The following is a 24,682-nucleotide window of genomic DNA, read 5'->3' as shown; positions in this document are numbered from 1 at the left end:
TCTGCTGGAGCGTATGGGGGGGCTGCATGTTTGGCCGGTGGAGTCGCTGATCGTGGGGATGGTGCGGCGCTGTAAGGACACCTACGACCGCGCGATCTCGAAACGTCGCTGCCCGATAATGGCCTGCCGGACGCGCTCACTGAAGTCGGCGCTGCGGGCAATGCGGTCGACGCCCCGGGCCTTGTTTACCCGCAGCACCGACCGGAACTCCTTGTCCAGCGCGCCGGTCATCTGCTCCAGAAGCTCATCTGACAGGTGCGCGAGGTCGATGTTGAGCAGGTCCCGCTCGTTCGGGTGACGCAGGCGAGTGAGAGTGAAGGAGGACATGTACGCGAGATGGTAGATCCAGTTCTCGATCGTCTCGCCCAGAAGTGGGGTGTCCTTGCTGTAGGCATGCAGGAACTTCCTGATGCGGCAGTGCACATCAAGGGTCAGCCGGTAGATATCTAGGTTGTGTGATGAGGAGAAGATTCTGCTGTAACGGCTTTCTTCCAGGAGTAGGGCTTCGGAATGCTGAAGTGCGGTGTGCGGCTCCTGGAGGCGGAACGCGGTCATCTCCCGGGCAAGCCGCGCCATGCTGACAACCTGGTCGATCGCGTAACCTTGGTTGCGATAGTAGTTGGCGCGGCGCTCGTAATAATAACCGCCCCGGTAGTTGAGGCTTTCCTCGATGTCCTTCTGGATCTGCTCGGTGGCACGCAGAGCGCCGGCGGGAAGAGCGGTCTGGCTGTTGGTGGCTCGGATGATGCGGTCACGGGTGGTGCCGGCCTGCGGTGCCACCACGATTTTCACCAGCAGCGCTCGGTCCAGGTCCTTGCCGCCGTTCTCGAAGTACTTGTAGATCTCGTGGCTGGTCTGCAAGCCATTGACTATTTGTGGATCCCTGATGACGATCTTCTTGCCTGAGATCTGGGCCGCTTCGGCGACTATGGTGACACCATTGTTGAACCACCAGAAGTCCTCACGTGTAGCCGTTTTCAACGTCTCGCCTATCGCGGTGTTGACAGCGGTGCTGCCGGCATAGTCGCGGACGTTGGACTCGAACAGTTCAAGGCGCAGCGCATTGTTGGACGACGTGATGAAATTGTAGTATTCGTCCAGTCGTACCAGGCACGCGTAGCCTTCGCCGATAGAGGTACTGATAGGGGTTTCCGAGAAGACCAGATGAGCCACCTCCTTCGCGCCTCGGCCGGCGCGCTCGCGAAGGTCGGCCGCGGTCAGGTATTCGACCACGCACTCCGTCTGACTGGTTATCTGCTCCATCTCCCGTCGCAGCCGATCTCCCTTGGCCTTCACGTTGGGATGCGGCCCGTCAGCCGCCCGGCATGCGTAGATGATGTGCACCTTCACCTGGGGGAAGGATGAGGCGGTCGACTCGAGAATATCCAGGAAACGTTGCGTCCGGTCCAGAAGCTTGGCGTTGGTGTGCTCGGCGAGCTCCTCTTCCGAACGATCCATCGACAGCAACTGCGGGAGATGGTAGTGAAGCTTCTCAAGTACGGATTCCTGATATCCAGTCGAGGTTTTGGCTTGGAGGATGACCAGATCTATCGTACGGGTCCGCGAGCCGAGGTAATGTTTGACGTCGGCGGTGATGTGTCGGCCGTCGATGAAAGACCAGATGCCATCGATGCCGCAGTCGTGCGCGCCGTCCACGATTCCGTCGCTGATTTCGTCAAGGTCGAGATCCCAATCCCAGAGCGCCTTGGCGGCAGCGAAGAAGTTGAAGAACTCTTCCGGCTTCGTGTCGGGAGCCAGGGCTTTCCGCTGATCTTCCAGGATTCGATCTAGCAGTCGCTGGTCGTTGCTGAGAGCGGTGGCCATAAGAGTCCTCCCGATCGCGGACCGCCACATTGTCTCAGTCAGATTGGCCTTCAACAAGCCAGTGTCATAGAGAACGATGATGTGGCCACATAAGCGTATTGTGGTGGGCTAAAATACCTCATTTCGGAACTGTCCTCCATATGGCGCACGCGCGAGGGAACACTTCGTACGACGACGGCCGTTCTCGGTACGCGGTGGCTCGGGTTCACGTCCAGCCCCGGTGCGGCGGAGCAGACTGCTGAGCTGGTCGAAGATGTCGTCTTCCTGCCAGTGGGCGTAGGCGGTTTGCACGGAGGGTATTCGGGAGGGCTGATGCGGTTGAGTAGGAGATGGCATTCATGATGGTGCGCAGTAGTGTTCGGGTGGCCGTCCGACGTTCAGGGCGTTGTCGCGGCGTTCTGCGCGCCAGGCGGTCGGCACAGGCTCGACGAGCGCGCTCCGGACGTCGGACAGGTCGCTGGGGTTGGGACGCGGTTCACTGTCTCTGGGGTACTACCGGGTGAAGTGGCTGGCCAGACCTCGGCAATTCAACCGGAATTTCGTCCTGGAGATCGTAATAGAGAAAGGTGCCTCCGACCTGCGATGATCGGATTGCCTAGATCACGAACTCGCAGAGAACGGATGCATCTTTCGCGTGAACGCTACGGCATGGGACCGCCGCTTGTCTGTCCGAGGGGACGGCAAGGGGCTCATCGGACATGCGGGAGCCGTGCTCCTGCGCAAATGCGCTGATCAGAGTGGGTTAACCTCGATGACTCACGGGGTGGCCGTCCCTCCTGATCAGATTCGGCTGATGGAGGTTTGTGCCTGATCGTCCCGTTCGCTGTGGGCGAGTGCCACGACGACCTTCCCGAGACGCTCGGACGGCGGTTCCACGAGCCGCGCTGGGATCGGGGCTACTCCTTTCGGATCGGCGTGGACGCGTTCGGGCTGGTCAGGTGGGTGCAGGCAGAGCGCACAGGCGCTGCCAGCAGGCCAGGAAGGCGTTCTTCCAGGGCCAGGTGGCGCGGATCCTCAGGATCCGGCGACGGGCATGGGAGATCAGCCGGGCCGGCAGGTGCCACAGGCAGTAACGCAGCCTCTGTGGCTCTGCCCGGGCAAGCTCGCGGTCGTCATGCAGGCCCAGCAGTCGTGTCCAGGCATCCAGATCCGCGGCGAGGTTGCAGGCCAGCACCCAGCCGAGGTTGACGTTCCAGGTCTTGGACGGCAGGTTGCGCAACCCCATCGCCTTGTTCGTGCGCACCCGATTCTCGACCTCGGCGTGATCACGATGCACGGCATCGATGAACTGGACGTGGTGACTGCCGGGGATGCCGCGCAGGCCACGGGATCCGAGGTTGGTGGCGATAATGACGTACTTGAAGCCGATGTGCTGCTCCAGCGCGGTGAACTGGCGCTGGTCACGGGCCGAGGGCCGGACCCGGCGCACCAGCAGCCGCACGCCCCAGACGGCGGCCCGCTCGTCCAGGTGCGTCAGCTCGGCCACACCGGCATGCGCGTGCAGCTGGCCGTCCTGGTGCAGGGCGGCCAGCCACGCCTTGTCCGGCTGCTTGGCGATCGCGGCCTCGTCGGTATCGGTGATCTTCCAGCCGATGGCGAACCTCACCGTGCGCCGGGTGGTGTTCAGCCCCTTCATATGCTCGACCCGTTCGTGAGTGGCGCCCGCGCCGTCGATCCTGATCCAGATTTTGGCCCGGAAGCGGTCGGGGATCTTGTACCGCGTCAAAAATGCAGCCACGACGGCTCTGACCTGTGGTTTGACGAGCTTCGTACCTGCAAACAAGATCGCGTCTTGTGCTTTTCCGCATGCTCTATCTGCTCACGCTTCGAGTGTTCGGCTGGCTGATGTTGCTGGGCCGCGGTCAGGCGTCGAAGGACGTTGAGATCATGGTGTTGCGTCATGCGGTGGCGGTGCTGCGGCGTCAGGTCGGGCGCCCGAAGCCGGACTGGGCCGATCGGGCCGTTCTCGCGGCGCTGGGCCGGTGGGTTGCCGGCGGTGCTGCGCGCTCATCGTCTGGTCACCCCGGCGACGTTGCTGGCGTGGCATCGTCGCCTCGTGCGACGGGCCTGGACCTACCCGCATCGGCCTGGGCGTCCAGGAACGACTCCGGAGCTTCGGGACCTGATCGTGCGCCTGGCGCGGGAGAACCCTGGGTGGGGCCATCGACGGGTGCACGGAGAGTTGGTGCGGCTTGGCTTCCAGGTCAGCGAGGCGACCGTGCGGCCCATCCTGCGCTCGCACCGTTTCGGTCCGGCACCCCGACATCTCGACACTTCCTGGCGGTCCTTCTTACGATCGCAAGCCGAAGGGCTCCTGGCCTGCGATTTCTTCCATGTTGACACGATCTTTCTGAAGCGCGTGTACGTGTTGTTCGTGATGGAGGTCCGCACGCGACAGGTGCATGTCCTGAGCGTGACCAGCCACCCGACCGGCGCATGGACCGCTCAGCAGGCCCGCAACCTCCTGATCGACCTCGGTGAGCGAGCAGAGTCGTTCCGCTTCCTCATCCGCGATCGGGACGCCAAATTCACCACCCTCTCCGACGAGGTGTTCGCCGCTGTAGGCATCACGGTGTTGAAGACACCACCGCGGACGCCAACGGCGAACTGCTACGCCGAGCGCTGGATCCGGACGGTACGCGGCGAGTGCACCGACAGAATGCTGATCTACGGTGAACGTCACCTGCGCGTGGTTCTGAACGAGTATCTCGATCACTACAACGCGCATCGGCCGCATCAGGGCCGTGGACAGCGACCACCCGATCACGATGAGCATGTAGTGGTGCCGATGGAAGGCCGGATCGAACGCCACGCGATACTCGGGGGAGTGATCAATGAGTATCGCCGAGCCGCATGGCTTGGTCGGAGAAACCCCAGCTCAAACCACGCACGCGAGTTATGACGCCCTACACGTGGGCGTCTTGGGCCTGTTGCAGGAGCTGACGGACAGGATTGAGCGAGCCGTCGACCGCGGCAGACGACACCCGAGCTTGTGCGCAGCTTCTTCCGCGATCGCGACCTGCTCTACATCACGTCGCCAGTAACTGAGCTACGGTCTAGTAGACCAGTTTCTGCTTAGTAAGGCCTATGGCACTCTGCATAGCAGCCCCTGTGATGAAGCCCAATCGCGGTCGAGGAATCTACCTGTGATTCTGCCGAGGAGGGTCAGAAACATCTCCATCTCTTCTTCTAGTGACGGCGGAAGAATTTCGAGACCTTCCCAATAACCTCTGTAGCGCTCCAATCCCAGACCCTCGGCATCGCCTTCCCCGTCCTCGGAGTAGTACGGCAAATCCACCTCGCCAACCGCCCCGAGAAAGTTGATTTCGAAAAGACGATGACCACCGATAGTAAGGTCCTCAGGGGGGGACGGCATCAGGCCGCCGAGACAAATAATATGAGACCAGCCAGGGGCAAGAGATGAAATCCAAACTCGCATTGTCTCCGGCCTGGCCGGTATCGATCTCACGGCGCTCTGCAAGTCGCATCTAGTTATTATCTCCGAGACCTGCAGTCGCCGGGCTACCTCGTTGACATCCTCAATGCTTATCCACCGAGCATTGAACCAATCCTGAAACCCGAGCTCCATCAGGAGGAGGTACTGGCTCTCGCTAGGAAAACTGTTCATTTTCATTCAAGGTACGTCCTGATTCCGGCATCGCGATCAAGCGGGGGAGAGAGGGGGGCCCGAGGGGTGATGTTGGAATTCTACCACCCCTCGGAGCCCATAAGATATGCTGCTATGCCCACTCCGGCCTAGGGGTCAATGAGCACCCAGAACTTGTTGCCTTCCCCAACGTGGAAGCGTGTGAAGAATTGGTTAAGTGCCGTGCCATGCGCTTTGTTGTGCGCGTATTTCACAGCTCTCAGAGAATAATGTCCGTTGGAATTGGCCGCGCCTTGGGTAGAAGCGGCGAAAGGATATTCGTCGCAAGCGACGGTTCTCGTATCCGCCCAGGGCAGCCCATCCGCATCGGTTTTTTTCGTATACTTCTCCGGCATATAATACTTGCAGTAATTGATGTGGTACCGACGGCTTGGCCAGGATGGCGGTGCCAGCCAATGCATTGCATGTGTCGTGCCCTCATCCATATGCATCTCCTCGAAGCCGGAGAACGCCGCCCTGTTCGCACTATTGATGACGCCTGGTTCTCCACGCGTCAGCGGCGAACCTGCAATGGTTGCGGCGGACGCGGCCCAGTTGCCGGGTATCATTTTCTTCTGCTCGGTACCTTTCTTATCGCGCGTGGGAGGGTAGCTGGTCTTCGTCCAGTCGTGGCCTGGCCTGAGCGGCGGCCAGGTTTGAGAGTTATTCGGGTTTAACGCATCTCCGATATGGTCTATGACCTCGCCGAATTCTTCCCCGTCCTCGGTCTTGGACATGACAAATACGCGTTTGGACCTTGTGTTAATACAGGCGCCAATGCTGTCCTCGACGTCCGGATCGGTGGCGCCGAAGACCTTACGGTCGCATCGGAAGTTCGGCTTCCATTTGAGACCCTCTGGGCCAGGATCATCACTGCCGTGGCGCCGTACGCCCATGGGCCGGGCTTCCCCCGCCGCGCTGTAGACCTTTTGGCTCCACAGGGGAATTTTAAGCGAGTAGATATCGTTTGAAATTCTGATGTACGGCATGAGGGAACAGATCATCGTACTGGAAGTTGATGCCTTGATGAGGTACTTCTCGTCAGACTTGGCATGCCATCCAGAGACGTCCTTGAATCTCGTCCAGTCTTCGGTATCGCAATCACCCCCATCGGCGCCCCAGCCGTAGGTGTGCAGGAGGAGATCCATGGGAAATCCTCGTAGCTTATCCGACGAAACTTTAACGCGCCCGCCGACACCGTCGACGACGGCGAGTTCATCGACGCGGACGAACATTTGCATTTCGGTTGGCTTGAGGTTGCTCTCTCCACCGTTCACCACCTTGTTGCCCGTCGCATCGCCCAGATAGCTGTGGATGGTCCAGGTGGCCCGGAAGCGAAGGACGTCGTCGTCGTCGAATGGCTCGGTTAGAACGTCTTTCAGCAGCTCCCAAAGTGTTTTGAGAATTGAGCTGTGCAGATTCGACTTCACCATCCGGCGGACGCCGTCGTCGTCCACCTCCTCTTCGTAGTCCATGATATAGAGGTAGGAAGACCAGCACGAGAGGTAGGGCTGCTCGCGGATACGCGCGTCACGCTCCGCATATCCGGTTTCCGCTGGGCTTACCTGGCATTGCTCCATAGATAGGTGCTGATAATCGAAACCTCCCGTTTGCGTTGCGGCCTGTGCTGATCCTGCTTCTCTCAGCGTTGTGGATACACCTGTGGTTGCCGGAGCGATGGCCGATGCGAACATGCCTGCGACATCGTCGGCGTTGAAGGCACGTTGGTAGATGCGGACTTCATCGAGATCACCCCTCATTTTGCTGCCCAACGTCATGGCAGTGTCCGCGTTCCAGGTCGGGAAGCTGACGGACGCCGTCTTGATGACGGTTCCGTTGAGGTACAGCGAGGCCGTCTTGACCGCCGTGTCGTAGACGCCAACTAGGTAGAACCACTCATTGACCGGCGCTTCGACCCCGGACAGCACGCCCTCGATCGTCGCGTCGGCAGTATCGGCGCTACTGAAGGTGAAGACCAGGCCGTGATCGGGGGAGTTGCCAAGGCGGAAGGGAGCCTGATGGATGCCTTTCTGCTCCGCGACGGTGTAGTCGCCGTCCTTGTCGCTCCAGCGCAGCCACGCGCCGATCGTGAAGCTTTGGTCGGTGCGGATCACCGGTCTGGCGGTCTGCGCCAGAGGCTCCTCGCCGGGCTGGGTGACGTCCACGGTGACCTGCTGCCAGTCCGACCAGGCAGAGGATGCGTCACCGGCGACTGCGCGCAGTCGCCAGCGCACCTTCCATCCGTCGGCCAGCTTCCCCTCGGGGACAATGAGGCTCGCCTGGGTGCCCGAGGCGATGTTGTCCACGCTGCCGGTCCAGATCTGGCCGGTGCCCTGCCCGTCGGGTGCGGCGGGGTCGTGCTCGATCTCGGCCTCGGCCCGCAGAGGCTGGTCGGCCGGGTGGGTGACGGTGGCCTGCAGCGTGGGGGTGAGCCTGGTGGTCACCGTGACGCCGTCCGTCACCTTCGACGGGGTGATGGTCTGGCCGGTCGCGGTGGGCTTGGGCAGGCTGACGGTGAACACCTGCCAGTCCGACCAGGCAGAGGAGGCAGTGGCCGAGACCGCACGGGCCCGCCAGCGCACCTTCCACTCATCGGCGAGCGTATCGGCCGGGACGGCGATGCTCGCCTGTGTGCCTGCCGGGACGTTGTCCGCGCTGCCGGTCCAGATCTGGCCGGTGCCCTGCCCGTCGGGTGCCGCGGGGTCGTGCTCAATCTCGGCCTCGGCGCGCAACGGCTTACCGGCCGGGTCGATCACTTGCGCCAGCAGCGCCGGGGTGAGCGTGGTGGTGACGGTGGCGCCGTCCACCTGCTCCGACGGGGTGATCTGGAGCGCGCCGACGGCCGGTTCGGAAACCGGGTCCGGTATGTCGACGCTCAGGGACTGCCAGTCGGTCCAGGGCGAGCCGACCGTGGTGGCCGTGTTGATCGCCCGGACGCGCCAGCGTACCTTCCACCCGTCGCTCAACTTCCCGTCCGGAACGGTCGCCGAGGTTTGGGCGCCGGAGGCGACATTGTCGACGGCACCGGCCCAGATCTGGCCTGTACCCTGACCGGTCGCGGCAGGGTCGTGCTCGACCTCGAACTCGGCCCGTACCGGCTGCGCGGCCGGATCGGTAACCGTGGCGCGCAAAGCCGGGGTCAGACTCGTGGCCACGGTGACGCCATTCACCACCTGAGAGGGGGTGACCTGGAAGGCACTTACTGTGGGGTTGGGCACATCCACGGTGGCGCTTTGCCAGTCCGACCATGCCGAGGCCGCCGAGGATGAGACCGCGCGGGCCCGCCAGCGGATCTTCCACCCGTCGGTCAGCTTCCCCGCTGAGACGCTGACGGTGGCCTGGCCGCCGGAGGCGACCGCCGCCGAGGCGCCGGCCCAGATCTGGCCGCTGCCCTGACCGGTCGCGGCAGGGTCGTGCTCGACCTCGAACTGGCCGGTGAGGTTGCCGCCGGCAATGTCGGCGACGGTCGCGGCCAGCTGCGGGGTGAGCGAACTGGTCACGGTGACGCCGTCCACGCTCTGCGCCGGGGTGATGGCCGGGGCGGAGATGGCCGGCTGCGAGGTCGGGCCGCTGGTGGTGACGGTCAGCTTGGGCGGCAGGTTGAAGTCGGTGTCTTCTGAGGAGGTGAACACCCGATAGTTGTTGATGTTCGCCTCACCGGGTGACTTGAGCACGAGACCGTGGTTGGCGGCGCCGGCGGCCCAGTCTTGGGCAATGCCGGTGACGTTCCAGTTCATGGTGTCCGGGTAGACGGCGCAGTCGGAGTTGACGCCCTTGAAGTTGGTGGAGGCGTCCTCGGTGGTGAGGGCGGGCTTGTTGGCCCAGTACAGGTTGTCCGGGTCCCATGCGCCGGTGAGGCGGGCGACCTGGATGCCGTTGGCGAGTGCAGCGCCGCAGTTGTGGCTGTCGATGGTGTTCATCGACAGCGTGGCGTCGGTCACCGTGCTGCCCTGCAGGCCCGCTGTATCGAACCGCAGGTGCACCCGGGCTTTGGTGCCGCCCGACACGGTGCCGGCCAGCATGTACTGGTTTCCCGGGTACGCGGGCGAGACGTCGGAGTCATTCGTGCTGACATCGACGTCGGCGCTGAGCGGCAGCGTGACCGCCGCGGCCACTCGTACCGGGTAGGTGGTGGCGGCATCGGCCAGGAACTTCTGGTCCGGCTTGACCACCAGCTCTGTGCGGCCGTCCTTGGTGACCACGTCGCCAGCGGCCTCACCGTGCTTGACCGCCGCGGGACGGTCCTTGCCGCCACCATCCAACACGATCGGCCGCGTCCCTGCGGCGACCAGCTTCTTGTCCTTGCCCTTCAGCAGCAGCCGACCGCCCTTGCCCTCGGTCAGGGTCAGGCCGTCGTCTTCGACACCGATCCGCAGCTCCATCTGCTTGGCGGGCCGCTGGCGCAGTACTACCTCGTGCCGGAACCCGGCCGGCAGCGCCGTCACCACCAAGTCGGCACCCACGCCGGCGGCGTCGGTGTAGGTGGCCACGCTGCCCTTGATCGTCGGCTTCGGCAGTGGCGTCGGCCAGCGCAGCGCGTACGACTTGCCGTCGGCGGCAATCTTCACGAACGGATCCGTGCCACCGGCGGAGATCTCCACTACGGCGCCCTCGGCGAGGGTCTTGGGCCGCAGCTTGCCACCCTGCTCGGCCAGGGTGGTGTCGATCGGCGCCCATGCGCCGCTCTGCCTGGCCCGTACTGGGCCGGCCGCGACCTCGGTCTTGAACGTCTTCCCATCCGGCTGCGCGTAAGTGATGCTGGTCGCGGTCGTCTCATCGGCGACCTCGACCTGCTTGCCCTGCTTGGCCGCCGCCAGGGAGGCGGCGATCCTCGCTTGCGACGGCGTGTTGGAGATCGCGTTCCCGTTCTTGCCGGCGATCCACGCCGCGGTGTCGTTCAGGTCGGCGTCATGGCCATTGCCCGAGGAGTCGGCGGCCGTGCGGCTATTCCCCTCGTCGAACGTCCACTGGCCCGCGGCCTGCTTCAGGGTAGTGAAAGACCAGGTGTAGGGTGTCATCACATTTTCCCACGAGTCGATCGCTTCCGACACGTCAACGGTGTATCTGGTGCCGGGGCGAAGCGCCTGTTGCGGGGTGAAGGTTGCGACCTTTTCAGTGCCATCTACGGCGATTGAGCCCTGAATGTCGTCACCGTGTGCACTTTTCACCGAGATCTCCGGTCTGGAGACCGGCTCACTGAATGTCACCCTGACCTGGGAGTTCAGGGGGACCTCCGTAGCCTCGTTGGTCGGTTCTGTCGCCAATACTCGTGGCGAGGACGCGTCCTCGCCTTCCGAGTTGCCGGTGTCGTCAGTGTCGCCGGGATACGGCAAGGCGGGAGGAAGGTTGTTGGTTCCGATGAAGGAGCCTTCACCGTCTCGATGCTTATCAAGGGCGGCTACCTGCTCCCCGGTCATTGCCGTCGAGTCGAATGTTGCCGGCACATGAACTGATCGGGTGAGTGCTTCCTCGTATTCGGGGATCGAGGTGAGTGGGTCGCTGGAGCTAATGACCACTGTTTCCCGGCGTGGTGGCACCGGCAGCTCGAAGTCGATGGTGAGGATGGGTGGGTGCAGCTCGAACTTGCAGTCTTCCAGCGGTGCCGTCATGCAGCCGCCGGCGTTGTGGGAGGTGTAGCGCCGCCAGTTCCGCACATCGGATTCGTTGCCGGCGGTGAGCTGGATCCCGTAGTTGGTGGCGCCGTCGACCCATGCCTGGGCGATCTCATCGAGCGAGTGGGTCAGGTTCCAGGCGTAGGAGCAGGTTTCGTCGTAGGCGCCCGGCTCATTGTCCGCTCCTGTGCTCGTGACAGACGGCTGGCGATCCCAGTGCAGCGTCAGGTCATCCCAGGTGGAAGTGATCCGGCGCGCCGTGATTCCGGAGCCGGGAGAGGTCCCGCAGTCATTGGACTCATAGTTCCACAGGTGCAGGTCGGCGTTCTGCACCTTGCTGCCCGCGAAGCCGGGGGAAATGTTGGGGAACTGGAGGTAGCCGCGCCAACGCTTGGCGATGCTGCTGGCGTAGGACTTGCCGGCCACGATCTGAGGCTGGGCTTGGGTGTCCCAACTGTCCTTGTAATCGACGTCGTTGATCCAGGTGTCCATGCCTCCCCTCTGCCAGCCGGTGTGTTCTTCGTACCAGTCATCCCTCGCGGCCGCCATCGTCACCGGGTAGGCCGTCGCCGGGTCGGCCAGAAACGCGGCGTCCGGAGTGAAGATGAGGGTCTTGCCGTCGTCGGCGAGGGCGACGGCGGCTTTGCCGGCTCTGCCCGTGTCGAGCGGGGCTTTGGGATCGGCGGCCTCGGCGTCCTGTATCAGGGTGGGCCGTACCTCGGTGAGCGTCTTGCCGTCCTTGCCCACGATCGTGGGCCGGCCCGCGGTGTTCTTCTTGAACGACAAGCCTGAGGGCAGCTCAACCGGCACCCGGAACGAGACCGGACCGGTGGGCCGTTCACGAATGATGATCTGCTGTTCAAAGCCGGTCGGGTTCGCGGCTACCAGCAGGTCGCGGCCCTTGCCGTAGGCGTCCGCGTAGGTTGCGGTGTTGCCCTTCAGCGTGGGCTCGGGCAACACCCACGGCGCGGTGATCTTCGCCGCGGCGTTGGCTGTCCGGCTCTTCAGCAGCGCCTTGTCCTGTCCGCCGGACAGGGTCAGGCTTCCCGCTATCGCCTTGGGCTTGATGGCGCCAGCCTCTTCCACCAAGGTGGTGTCGATCGGCGTGAAGCCTTTGCCGTCAGCGTTCTCGACCCGCACTGGCTGGGTGTTGAGCTCCAGCCGGAGCGTTTTGCCGTCGGGGTTGGCGTAAAGCGTGGTGCTCTCGGTGTTGCGTTCCGGAATTTCCACCCGCTTACCGGACTTGGCCGCCTTGCTCTTGGCGGCTTCAAGGACCTTATCGACGGCCCTATTTTCGCTCGAAGGCGGTGGGGCGGTCGGTTGGGGTGAGGATGGTTGGGGAGCTGGCGTGGGCTCCTCGGCCCACGATGGCACGGCGGCGAGGCCGACGACCACGGTGGTCGCGATGCTGACGGTCACGAAGCGGCCGAGTAAGCCGGCGCGTCGTGTGCGCGGCAGGGTGAGGGGTAAGCCTCGCTGCCCTGGGTCTGGTGTCACCTAGCGTTTCTCCTTCTTGCAGGCATGCCGGACAGCCCGCGCATAAGGTGCGCAGGCTACTATAAGTGGCATTTCGGACAGGAACGTATCAGTAAAGATCACTTATAGAAAGAGTAAGTTGACCATGTGATCCAACTCGTAGTACTGCCCGTATCCATACGCCGACTGGTGTGAGAGTGATCAACAGCGTTGGGCCGGGGGCTGCATGCCGCGGGCATCAGCGGCCTCGCGGTACTCCCATGTGCGGCTTGACGCGTGGGAACGGTTCGACGGCAAGCGCCGCCGCCTCAAGGCGGCGAGCCATTCCCCCCAATTTTTCCGTCAGGCGCGGGTTCCTGCCCTCGATCGTCTTGTATCGACCGTTCAACCTGCTGGGGACAGGGCTGTCCTCGTCGGCCTTGGCCAGCCCTGTCCCGATCGAGGACTTACATCAGAAACTTGTGGAGAAGGCCAGCGACGGCGACACCGGCCATCACGCCTGCAAGGGGCCCTGTCGCGAGCCCCAGAGCGACACCGGTGCCGACGCCGGCAAGCAGGATCACGCCCCAGCGCACAGGGAGCTGCGGGCCGTGGGAATTGTCGTCGTCGCGATTCCGAGCGCCGTTGGAGCCTGACGGGTTCCCACAGTTTCTCCCGGTCTCCTACTACAACCACGAACACCGCCACTCCGGCATCGGCCTGCACACCCCGGCCTCGGTGCATTTGGGCACCGCCGACCAGATCCGGGCCGAGCGTGCCCGGACTCTCCAAGCCGCCTACGCCGCCAATCCCGGCCGGTTCCGGCGCAAGCCCGCCCCGCCCAGCCTGCCCACCGCCGTCTGGGTCAACGAACCTGCCAAGGAGGAACCCAGCTCCGATACAGAACAAGTCGCCTGCAACGTCTCAAACGGTTTGACAGTTACCGCAGACCCTCCCGCCCGATTATCGGCCCCCGCTCCCTCTGCTGACCATCCATAGGTGCAGTGTGCTTGAGCGGTAGAGCAGACGTACGGCATCTTGATGTTCCACTGCCGTCTGGTCCGCGACTACAAACACCTGCCGGCCAGCTCCGAATCATGAGTGTATTGGGCGATGACCGATGTCATGTCCCGCCGCCTGACCGCGGTTCGGCCCCGCCTGAGCGGTGGACATGACCAGACCCGACGGGCGCCCGCCCGGGCTCTTGAGCACTCTCTGGGGAGTGGTCACGGTCGGTGACTCAGTTGTGGAGCGCCATCTTCCGGAGTAGGTCTAGGTTGGCGCTGCCGAACATGAGCCGCTTCCAGAACTTAATGATCTTCATATAGTGCCCTCGACAGCGCCTGATGAGTAGGGGAGGGTGAGCCCGGCCAGGACGGCGGCGTGGTCTCGCGTTCGATGCCGTTGGCCAGGGAATGGAGGGCGGGGAGCGGGTCGGCACGGACGGCGGTGAGCCAGCCGTCCAGGTGCTGCCGGCCGGTGCGTTCGGTGAGCATGGTGGCGAAGGCTCGGACATGGCCGGCGGTGGCGGCCAGTTCGGGGCTGCGATCCAAGATCTTGGCGAGGTGTTCGGCCTCGGCTTCCCTCAGATGGTCGGGGTGGGTCATGATCCAGCGGACGACCCGGCGAGGCTTGGGCGGAGCGGGCGTGGTGGGGGCTTGCCGGGGCCGCGACTGGTCGTCGGTGGGGTCGGGCCGATATTGCCGCAGGTAGGCGCGGACGGCTTCGGCGCTGCCCGTCCAGCCTCGGCTCTTGATCTCGGCGTGGAGGGCGATGGCGTTGGTGGCTCCTTGGTTCCATCGCTGATTGAGGTAGGGGCTTGAAGTCGTCCAGGATGCTGGCGCGGTGAGTGGCCTTGAACAGCACCTGCTCCAGACTCTCGGCGCGGGCGAACCGGGCCACGGTCTGCCGGTTCAACCCCAGTTCGCGGCCGATCGCCGAGAGCGACAGCCCCTTCCAGTAGGGCTTGGACCGCGTCATATCGCTCGGTGTGCCGGGCGATGAGCCGCCGCGGCTGTCCTGCACCGTCACGGTGTCCGTCCGGATCGGCGGGCGGCGGCGCGAGGTCTGCGCCGGGCGCGGCAGGGTGTGGCGGTGCCGTCGGCGCGGGCTCCCTGTACTCCGGTCCGGGGTCGGGGTCGTGCAGGGCGCCGTGGTGGGTGATGACGGTCTTCTCCACCGCCTTGCCCAGGTCCTGCAGCAGGTGAAACCTGTCGGCCACCTGCTGCGCATCGGGCGCGCCCTGCCGGGCTCCTAGTGCATAGGACCCTCCCCTGTCCCTGCAGATCACCTTGATCCCCGGGTGCGCACGCAGCCAGTCGGCGAAGGTATCCGCCTCCCGGCCGTCGAGCACGTCGATGACGTGGTGAGTGTCCATGTCCAACAAGACGGTCGCGTACGACGCCCCCTTGCGCTTGGCGAAATCGTCAATCCCGAGGACGGTGACCGGCCCGGCCTCGGGATCGGGCAGCGCCCGGATCGTCCGGATCAGCGTGAAGCGTGAGACAACCTGGCCCATCGCGAGCGCCAGACGGGAGCCCGCGCTACCGGCCAGTGCGAGCGCAACCCGCTCCAGCAGACCCCGAAGCCCTACCGTGCGGCGCTGGTGCTTGGCGGTCAGCCCGTCGACCTGCTCGGCGAATGTCGCGATCGGGCAGGAGCTGTTGCCGCAGACGAACCGGCGGACCTCTAACGCAACCTGGATCGGCCGCCCGCCGCACGACACATCCTGCAGACGCCGCTGGTACCGGTCATGCACCCGAGTAGTCGGTGTGGCGCAGCGCGGGCAGACAGCCAGCTCGGTTCCGGTACCTGCCGTGATCCGTACACTGCTGCTCATGTCCTCGATCCGCTCGAACTCCAACCCGTCCAGGTGCGGGAACAACACACGCTGCAGCCGGGCCTGGTCGTCGGTGACCGGAGACAGCACAACGACCCCCACGGCCGTTCTTGGTGATCGGATCTTGGTGGTCAAGATCGTCACAGACCGGCCGTTGCCATGTGCGGCGAGTTACAGAATCTCCACCCAGCCGGGCTCCACCTCGGGCCCTCATCTGCCCTCGACGTCACTCCAAGTGACTGCTCCCCAGAGAGTGCTCAAGAGCCCATGAACTCTGACGCGGAAGGGTGACCGACGCCGGTTGCCCCGAAAGCGTGATATGAAGCTGGCACAGCCTGCGCCATGACCGATAACTGCCTTTCATCAGGGGGATCGTTGGCGGATAGTTCGGGATATGCGACTCTTCGGATGTGCTTGCGGCCGCCGCGGGTCGCGGTGGTCTTCGACGGTGGGGAGCGCTGGCACTTCTGGGCGCGGCTCGCCCTCTATGCGTGTACGAAATTCTGGGGCGGCGCAGGGTTCATTCTCATCCCGCACAATAACGGCACGGTCCATCCGACCCTGCTCGCAGCGGCACGCGCGTACGATCCCGACTACGTTGTCACCCTGCAGCGGACCATCCGCTCGATTGAACAGGCGATGCCTGGCGCACTCAATCTTCTGGACTCTGAAGGAAAGCCGTCGGAGGGTACAGCTCGCGATCAACTCATCGAGCGAGCCGGAGACAGGCCGATCCCGTGGGGAGCAGACGAGCAGGCGCGAAAGCGGGTGGCCGAGGTCTGCTCATCGCACCGCCGCCGTCATATCAGTGACGAGACTGGGTGGGACGAACACGTCACCTGGCTGGCCGCTTACGGCGACACCGCCCATCTCACGAAGGCTGCGGACATCTCCGGCAACCTTACGGACGCCTGCCTCAGCGCTCCGCCGGAATGGGATGGCGTGTTCGGTGTTGCAGTCGCCGCTCGGTGTGGGGCGGTTGAGGAACCGCAGCTTGGCGGCGAGCCCCGTCTGGATGAGCCCGAGTCCCGGCGTCTGGGTTCCTGGCTGGTGGATCCTGCTGGAGGCCTTGGCACGCCGCCTCCTGACATCGTGTGGCATCCCGCTGCAGTGTCCAACGTCGACCCCGGGTCTCTGGCTACCGCGTTCGAGAGGACCAAGTTAGGCCTCACGGTGATTGGCCGAGGGATAAGATCACGGCGTCGCATCGTGGTGTCAATCGGCGACGCGGCGGAGGATTTCGCTCTCGCCTACGTATACGAGCGCCTCTACGGAGGTGGGCTCTGGTTGCCCACCGTGTGGCTGACGTTGAACGGCACGGGGGAGAGGGGCATAGATTTCGCCGTCCGAACGGCCATCTCTGACCACGTCCTGAAAGGTGACACCGTCACCGTCACCACCACCTCGGTGGACGAGTCCACGCTGGACTCGATCGTGACGGATCTTCGGCAGCCAATCCTGTGGACTCCCGGAGACGAGGAGAGCATGGTCCGGCAATACGAGGAGCGACTTACGCGCAGTTCCGTTGACTGGCCTGTGGAGGGAGTCCAATTCCTGGCAGTAGCCGACCAGTACAATCAGGACTACGCCATCCCCATCACCCGCAGCGACGCCGGTGACATCGAGATGGTCGTGCCCTGTCCGCCCCCAGCCATCAATCATCCGGTTCTTGCGGCGTCCACGGCGCTGCGATGGCAGGCGGACATCGAACTGATCGAGGCGATCATGCCTCACGGCCGAGGACTCGACGGTCATGCTGCCGTACTGGCCGAAGGCGCAGATCCCTACGTGACCTGGGTCCGCAGCGGGCGTGACGGCATCGTCTACGAGTCAGAGCGTTACGATTTCATCGCCGCAGGTACGCCGCCAATGTCCCGCCTGGCCCGTCCCCGTTTCAGGGTCCCGAGTCTGGCCACATGGGCCGACCTCATGGCCAGACAAGACGGCAAGCGGATGGAATTTTCCGGGGCCGGCCGGCGGGTGGAGGTCATGCGACGCCTTTGGGGAGACCGTGCCGCCCTGGCCGCACACTTCGCCGGACCAATGCTGTCGGTCCTGCGAACGTTTCGACCTACGGGTAAGAAGTCCGAGTCGGAATTCGAGGAGACCGATGGCTCCGTCCTCCCTACTGGCGCAGGTGAGCACCTCTGGGAGGGATACTTGACCTTTGCTGGCATCCTCAAGTACGGCAAGGCAGAAGCCGGGAAGGAAACCGATTTCCGCCGTCAGGTAGATGACCTGTTGGCGCGAGGCGTTCTCCGGCGAGGGCTCATCCTCGGTTGCGCGCAGTGCGGCAAGCCGGCCTTCACCACGATCGACAACCTTGCCCAGGTCAACCGGTGTCCTCGATGTTCGGCACTGAACGACCTGTCCCAACCTCGTTGGCGGAAGCCGGACACTGAGCCGCAGTGGTACTACGATCTGCACCCGACCGTCCGTGAGCATCTCAGCCAAGACGGTGACATCCCTCTTCTCCTGTCGCATTATTTGCGCACCAAGGCGCGCCGTTACGTCGATGTCGCCGAGCTTGAACTCAAAGACGCCGCCGGCAATCCGCTCGCAGAGGCAGATCTGATCGCGCTCAGCGATGGGCAACTGATCACCGCAGAAGCGAAACGACCTGGGTCGCTAGGAAAAGCGAAGCTCGCGCAGGCGGCTGCGAAACGAGCCCTGCTCGCCGAGCAGCTTCACGCCGACCAGATAATCCTTGCTACCGCTGACTCCCAGTGGCAGGAGGCCAGCATCAACGCTCTCTGTAAGCAGGTCAGGACTCGCCCATGGGCCATCCCCGCCCCGTGTATACGCCTCGTCTGTGGACTGGGGACGGATAGGATTGTCGATCTCTGTGTCGATATTGAAACTGGGCAGACTTCACCATGGCGATAATTTGAAAGCCCGAGGGGGTCACCGAAAGGGCGCATCGTCTGCTAGGAGCTGAACTCGGAAGCTTGTTACTGCAATGTGTCAACCTTTCCCGCGCTCGCGACAGATACAAGCTTGTCTACCGCATACCAAGCTGGTGCCTATGTCGGTGGGGAATTTTCGGCACCGCAGGGTGGCCTCGTTTACCGACGGGTAGTCGCAACTTCGGCAGCGGGCCGCATCTGCAACGTCGCGACGAGTTGGTCGAGCTCGGGGTCGTCGGTCCACGGCTCGTCAAGTTGCACAAGGACAGCAACCTTACCCGGCCTATTGGCTATAACCCCGATGCCAGTCCAGGAAGCGGTGCGCTCCAGGTGTTTGCGGGCACGGCACCAGGTGAGCAGTCTCTCGCGGAGTCGATCAACTGTGTATCCCTTTCCGACGGACATACCGGTAACGCCAAACGAGGAGTGCGAGTCAGCGAACAGGCGGGTCTCGTCGTGCGGGCGTCCATCAAGTCGGGTGCGGCGGGCCAATCTGCGGACCATCGTGGCAACCTCATTCCGGACGTTGCGGTCGCCCTGGTGCAGGTTGAGAGCAGCGGTGGTCCATCCGTCGGGGCGTTCACACTCGAGTTGGGTGGTCAGCTCACGGAACGCTTTTGGTGACCATTCCTGCCGCGGTTTCGGTGCCGGCGTCCGGCGCTGGCCTGTTTGGTGCAGGTAGTAGGCATCCAAGGGGTCGGTCATGGAAAGCGTGAAGAGCTCGGTGGTGGGGTTGCCGTCTTGGTCGACGTGATCACCCAAGTACAGGCCCTGGTCGAGGAACATCATGAACAGGTCGAGTTCCTCGGATGCGGTGATCATATTGAGGTTGATCGCCTGCTCGTGCTGTTGCAGGTAGTGCAGCAGCTGCGCCGGCCCCTCCGCGATCTCGCAGATGACCCAGAGGTCGAACAGGCTCACGATCCACGGCAATTCGCGTCGTGACGGCAGGATGCCGGCGTCAACGAACGCGGATGCGCTGCCAGTGACGCTGGTGACGTCTTCCAGGGTGACGGCGATGGGGAAGACCCGTCGCACGTGGGCGAAGTCGAATTCGGCCTGGTTTCGATCGCGGACGCGCAGTCGGCCGTCACGGGCCAGCGTGGTGCGCAGCCGGTCAGCCTGTTGGACGGTGTCAGCGACGATGCGGGTGAGGTCACGGCTCATTCGCGCTGGATCACCTGAGCGCGCTCGCGGGGTAAGGCTGACGGCCTTGGCCTCTATAGCGAGCGCGACCCGGTCGCACACCAGGAGCGCATCGCTTTCCACAGCGCGTCCGTCCGCGAGTACGAACTCGATGTTGCGGTGCACCTCTTCAGGGGCGAGTCGCTCCTGCAAGGCGGCCACCGCCCCCTCTTCGACCCAGTCACCGCGGTGTTTGGCATAGAGGTCGAAGACGTTGTGCTGCTTGAAGGCGTCCTCAATGAGTTCCCGCAGACCGAACAGCAGGTTCCCAACGTTGACCGGGAAGTAGCCGATCGCGGAGTCGTGAAGCACGGCCCTGGTCCGCAGCGGGTTACGGCCGCGGAAGTAGTCCTCGACCAGATCGACAGCCGGCCTGGTACCGAATGGCTGCGAAAACAGCTGAAGCACCGCCTCGATCGCGGAACAACCTTCGTCGAGCATGGCGGCGAGTTGCTCGGCGGTAATGGCGATCCGGCGCCCCAACCGATCCGACACGATCGCCGCGATCGCTGCGACAGACGCGCGGGACCTGTCCAGCAGCTCACGGTCCACCGCCTTGCGACCGTGCTGGCGACGGCGTGTGGCCGCCGAGCCGGTAGCGACAGCGTCAGCAGCTCGGGGGGCGGCCAGGACATGCTCCCGGGCGGCGTCCACGCTGTCCCAGTAAGCATTCTCGATCACCCGATGGAGACCGTCGATGACCTTGAGCGCCTGTTCGATGGTGAAGCCGAGGGTCGTGACGAGCAGGTCCGACACCGGCGGTTCGCCGAACAGCCCTCGCAGCAGGCGCTCCTGCATGTGCGGGTAGCCCAGGTTGCGCAGCAACATCTCCCGTTCCACCATGTGAAAGCGCAACTGCCAGTCAGGCCCGCCGTCGGCGTGCCGCGTCAAGTTCAGCAGATGCCCCCCGTCGACAAGGTGACGAAGGCCTGCGTCCAAATCATGGCAGAGCTGGGCAACCGCGCCGGGATCCACCATGCCGTCGGATTCGGATTCGGGTTCGGATTCGGGTTCGGGTTCGCGGGGCCGCGAGTCGCCGCTCATCGCGTCGGCCGACGGCCGTTCCATCATAAGGAGCGCCGCGAGCTCCACCAACGCCGACAAGCCTTCATGCGTGCTCTCCTGGTACTCCTCGGCGTACGCCATGTTCGCACGCTGCAGCCACGCCAGGACGTCGAACGCATGCCAGGAACTCGTCCGCTCAACCAACTCGGCGACGACCGTGTTCATCATCGCCGCTGTCCGAGCAGCCACCTCATCCCACGACTCGGCCTCGTTCATGAGGGTCGTCAGTGCTTCGGCGGACCGGAGCACTCGACGCTGAAACACCTCCACTTGAGCGGCCGCATCGACATCGGCCAGCTGCCAACTCTGCTGATCGTGTCGAGCGGCCCGCTGCCGTCGAGATTTCTTTGCCACGCGAGCAATTTACCTGTGGGTCCGACATCTCGTCCGCATCATCGCGGTGGTCAGCACATCGGACATCGTCGTTGTGTGAGTTCAGACCAGCGTTGCGTCGCAGCGAAGTCGATCCTTGGCGAGGGCGTACCACCCGAGGGCTGGACACCTGAGACGTACCTGTCAGGCGAAGCGACGTGAGCGTCCACCCACGACCGGCTCAATCCGCATCCTCGTCCTGCGCCTGGTATGGATACCTCCGGCTCGGGCTATCGGCGGCCACCGAGAACTGCCCCGCATGAGGGGACAGCAGCGTCTTCCTGAGTCACGCGATCAGCTTAGGCGGTTGCGAGGACAAGCAAGTTCGGGTGGACGCGATCACAACAAGGTCGGAGCTTCGGGGGACTCGGGGGCCGGGGCTTTGCGAGCGCTGGCGGGAACTGGCAAGACGCTCGCTTTTTCCAGGTCGCCAACGGAAATGAGTGGGCTGTTGCAGATCTTCTCCAGTAGGTCGGTCTGGTCGGGTTCCAGCTCCACGCACAGCGTGAGTACGTGGAGAAGTTGCAGTAGCTCTGTGGTGAACTCAGCGGGCCACTCTTCGCTGTGGATGTTGTCGAGGGGCGAGGACTTCCGGCCTGCTGGGTTCTTCTTGCGGTAGCCGAACCACTTCTTGACGATCTTCATCCCGGATACCTCGTATGCCCACACTTCAGGGCGGACAGGCGAGATGCGCCCGGCGCCGACGTGCAGGGTCGCGGTTTCGGGATCATAGAAGATGCCATCGGGCATCTCTTCAGTCGTTCCGGGGATGGCGACTTGTGACTTTGCACGGTGGGCTGGATCTGGTCTTGGGGGTCCTGCGGGTCGGCCCTCGGCCCAGTCTGCGAAGTGCTCGCCGTAGGTGTGCAGCCAGATGATGCGTCTCCCTAGATGTACCGCTCGGGTCCACAGCTCTGCGTCGGCTGTGAGCGGCACCCGTACGCCCGGGGTTCGGAGTTCCTGGGCGAAGCGAGTTGTGTAGCCGCTGTGGGCGGTTACCGCCGCGACGTATGCCAGCACGTCGGGCGCCGTGAGCGGTAGGCCGAGGCGGTCAGAGAGCAGGCGTGTCAGACCTGGAGCGAGGTTGGGCGAACCGGCAGCGCGATCACGGTAGAGCGGAAGTACACGCCCGCCCGCGCTTCCCTTAAAGTGGTCCATGTCCGGGACATGGGAAGCGAAGACGAGACCAGGTCCGTTGCCGAGTGGCTGGGCATGTTGTTCAACGGTGTAGATCTGGGAATCGCTCGCCACACGCCATAGATCAGGGCTGGGGCGGTGATGAACGCGATTATCTGGTATTACCCATTGCCGATCGAAGGATCGGTAGCTGACGCGGACCGGGTTGGGGCAGGGGCTAGTCTCATCCTGGATCGTTCCGGCGTGCGGAGCAAGGCCGGTGATCGGCTGTATCACGCTGTCTACCTTGCGGGAATCGCTCTCCTTGAACAGGATGGCTTTGTCGCCAGCCGGCGCCTTAATCAGGCGTTCCCAGCGGAGTCGTAGGGTGTCAGGGCTCGGGTCGTACACCCACGTGCGGTTGGGTTTGATGCCGGGAGCTTGCCAGGGCATCAGGTCTCCGAGCGCCGGGTAGCTACGCCAGTCCTTTCCTTCGGCGGGCTGGAGTCGATCCGGCCAACCGGTTGCGCAGTCGGCCCATCCTGGTCCGTCGATAGCCAGTTTCGCCAGGCGAGCGAACTTCTCGGAGCGATGCCCCGCCAGGCTGATGTGATGGATCAGCGCGGGTGTCTCACGGTTGCCCATGCCGTACCGGGCGAAGATTCCGATGCAGAGCGGCTGCTGAACGCCGGGGAAGACACGAGTCGACACGTCGGGTTGGTGTCCCTCCGGCGAGAGGTCGATGATCCATCCCTCATCGGCTGTCCGGCGGAGGTACTCGCGCATTCCAGCAAAGCCGGGGCCAGTTGTGTAGCCCGAGGTCGTGATGAAGGCCACGATGCCGGCGGGTTGGTCCGGGTGGGCATCGAAGACCTTCCACGTCGCCCACCGCCAGAAGTAGACATACATGTTGGACAGCACGTACTCGTATCTGCCGAGCCCGGCGGCCTTGAAGTCGAGCAGCGGCGTGCTGACCCCGGAGTTTTCCGCGCCCTGCTCGATCCAGCCGCCCAGCCCTTTGGCGCGTTCCCGGTACGGCGGATTGCCTATGACGACTTGGACCCGTGTCTCACGCTTGACGCGGTTGGCTTCGCGGCGAGACCGCACGATCGGCTCGTACATCGAGCCCAGATCAAGGTGTGTATCGTCGAAGGGGCTGTCGAGAGTGTCGGCGACGTAGAGCTTCTGGTCCTTCTCGGCGACCTCGGCTCCATGCTCCGTCTTGAGAGCCTGATTCAGCCGGAGTTCGGCGACGGCATAGGGTCCAGCCTGTCGCTCTAGTCCGATCAGGCGTCCGAAGAGCTTCTTCAGCTGGGCGGGAACCGCGCCTTTGCCTTCCTCCTTCTCCACAGTCCGGGCCACGCTGTTGACGATGTTGAGCAGGTAAGTTCCCGTGCCCATCGCCGGGTCCACGGCCACGACGTCGTCTGCTGCGAAGCCGCCTTCCCGCCTGAACCGGTTGCGCAGGATGTCATCGACGAAACGGACCATGAACGAGACGACCTCGTTCGGTGTGTAGTACGAGCCGCTTTCCTTACGGAGGTCGGAGTCGTAGGCCTCAAGAAAGTGCTCATACAGGTGCAGGTAGGAGTCCGCCGAGCCGTCGCTGATCCGATCCCAGTCCACCGCTCCGATGACCCGCTTGAGCGTCTCGGCGACGACGCTGCGGCCCTCCACCGCGTCATGGGTCAGTACGGCTAGCGCCTTACCCATGAGCGAGTGGTTCTTGCCGAGGTGTGCGGCGATCTGGCCGAGGCTGCGGCCCTCGAAGGCGATGCCGTCCACCCGCGCCAGCAACATGGCGAATGTCACCGTTTGCGCGTACGCGTCGGCGAATTCCTCATGGGTGAGGCCGGGGAACAGCAGTTTGCGCCAGTCCATGGTGAGCTCGGTGAAGATCTTTTGCTTCTCTTCGCCCCGCAGCTCACGGCCGATGGTTTCGAGCACTTCCGTGCGCAATAGCTTGCACAGCCCGGCCACAGCGCGAACGAGCTGGCGGATGTTGCGAGGGGGGTTCGGCTTCCACAGAAGGAAATCGGAAACGACGCGGGCGAACTCCCCGTCGAAGGGAGCGAGCTTGCTGCCTGCCGTACGTACGTCACCGTTCAACCGGGCCACCTGCCCGACCAGCTCGCCATCGCGATAGAGCGCCCAAAGAGCGCCGTCGGTATAGAGGACGTTCGGCAGCAGACGCAGCTTCTCCCATTGCGTCTTCTCGTGTTTGTTCGGGGTCCAGGTCGTCGGCACGCCGCGCCCAGGAGCCTTGAGCTCGACATAGCCCACCCGGGCACCGGCCACGTCCACGGCATAGTCCGGGCGTACGCCGAGTGTGGCGAGAGACATCTCACCGATCATGGCCACATCGACACCGAGAACTGCGGCTATGTCCTCGAATAGCTGTTCTAGCGGCGCACGGAGTTGATCCTCGGGCTGCCCGCCGCCGTTCAACTTGATGGCGGCGGATTTGCCGAATCGGGCCACCGCTTCAGCGGCCTTGTCCAGCAGCGGCTTAGGGGGATTAGTCGCGGCCATGTACACCCGTTCGATGTGAAATTGTTGCGCTAGACCGGTCTCTTGCATATCGCGTGATTGGGCATGACGGTTTCACGCGTTCCAGCCCCTATTCACGGAAAACGGCGGCCCTAAAAGGCTGGTCTCTGCT

Annotated in this window: 10 protein-coding genes; 2 read left to right on the top strand and 8 right to left on the bottom strand. The window is 63.7% G+C overall.

All coding sequences use genetic code 11. The features are described 5' to 3' along the window. Nucleotides 1-81: 81 nt before the first annotated feature. Together HD593_RS40445 and HD593_RS40440 are read right to left on the bottom strand one after the other, a co-directional pair. Complete coding sequence (locus tag HD593_RS40445) at nucleotides 82-1,824, bottom strand: AIPR family protein (protein ID WP_185107535.1); 1,743 nt, start codon at nucleotides 1,822-1,824, stop codon at nucleotides 82-84. A gap of 934 nt (nucleotides 1,825-2,758) precedes the next feature. Beyond that, complete coding sequence (locus tag HD593_RS40440) at nucleotides 2,759-3,562, bottom strand: transposase (RefSeq protein WP_341850715.1); 804 nt, start codon at nucleotides 3,560-3,562, stop codon at nucleotides 2,759-2,761. A 447-nt stretch (nucleotides 3,563-4,009) separates the two neighbouring features. Here HD593_RS40440 and HD593_RS60625 point away from each other — a divergent pair, with 447 nt between their 5' ends. Next, a complete protein-coding gene (locus HD593_RS60625; RefSeq protein ID WP_221525221.1) occupies nucleotides 4,010-4,726 on the top strand; it encodes an integrase core domain-containing protein in 717 nt (238 codons plus the stop codon). A gap of 183 nt (nucleotides 4,727-4,909) precedes the next feature. Here the strand turns inward: HD593_RS60625 and HD593_RS40430 are convergent, their stop codons facing one another. The 4 genes from HD593_RS40430 to HD593_RS40415 all read right to left on the bottom strand — a co-directional run bounded on the left by HD593_RS40430 (nucleotide 4,910) and on the right by HD593_RS40415 (nucleotide 15,511). Then, a complete protein-coding gene (locus HD593_RS40430; RefSeq protein ID WP_185107533.1) occupies nucleotides 4,910-5,452 on the bottom strand; it encodes a hypothetical protein in 543 nt (180 codons plus the stop codon). Nucleotides 5,453-5,580: 128 nt separating this feature from the next. Beyond that, entirely contained in the window at nucleotides 5,581-12,501 is a 6,921-nt protein-coding gene (locus HD593_RS40425; protein ID WP_185107531.1) for a DNRLRE domain-containing protein, read from the bottom strand. 1,346 nt (nucleotides 12,502-13,847) lie between these two features. Next, the gene (locus HD593_RS40420) at nucleotides 13,848-14,144 is read right to left on the bottom strand and encodes a hypothetical protein (RefSeq protein ID WP_185107529.1); all 297 of its coding nucleotides are present in this window, start codon (nucleotides 14,142-14,144) and stop codon (nucleotides 13,848-13,850) included. After that, a complete protein-coding gene (locus HD593_RS40415; protein WP_185107527.1) occupies nucleotides 14,141-15,511 on the bottom strand; it encodes an ISL3 family transposase in 1,371 nt (456 codons plus the stop codon). Before HD593_RS40415 ends, HD593_RS40420 begins: the two co-directional genes overlap by 4 nt. Before the next feature lie 300 nt (nucleotides 15,512-15,811). On the opposite strand from HD593_RS40415, the gene HD593_RS40410 reads away from it, so the two are divergent. Beyond that, nucleotides 15,812-18,262: a hypothetical protein gene (locus HD593_RS40410; RefSeq protein WP_185107525.1), complete on the top strand. Its 2,451-nt coding sequence runs from the start codon at nucleotides 15,812-15,814 to the stop codon at nucleotides 18,260-18,262. A 179-nt stretch (nucleotides 18,263-18,441) separates the two neighbouring features. Here HD593_RS40410 and HD593_RS40405 read toward each other — a convergent pair whose 3' ends face one another. Both HD593_RS40405 and HD593_RS40400 read right to left on the bottom strand, forming a co-directional pair. Further along, complete coding sequence (locus HD593_RS40405) at nucleotides 18,442-20,886, bottom strand: hypothetical protein (RefSeq protein ID WP_185107523.1); 2,445 nt, start codon at nucleotides 20,884-20,886, stop codon at nucleotides 18,442-18,444. A 357-nt stretch (nucleotides 20,887-21,243) separates the two neighbouring features. Beyond that, nucleotides 21,244-24,600 (bottom strand): type ISP restriction/modification enzyme, encoded by a 3,357-nt coding sequence (locus HD593_RS40400; RefSeq protein WP_185107521.1) that lies wholly within the window; start codon nucleotides 24,598-24,600, stop codon nucleotides 21,244-21,246. Between the last annotated feature and the right edge of the window lie 82 nt (nucleotides 24,601-24,682).

This window comes from Nonomuraea rubra (genome assembly GCF_014207985.1).
Lineage (GTDB): Bacteria > Actinomycetota > Actinomycetes > Streptosporangiales > Streptosporangiaceae > Nonomuraea > Nonomuraea rubra.
This window is presented reverse-complemented; position numbering and strand designations above follow the sequence as displayed.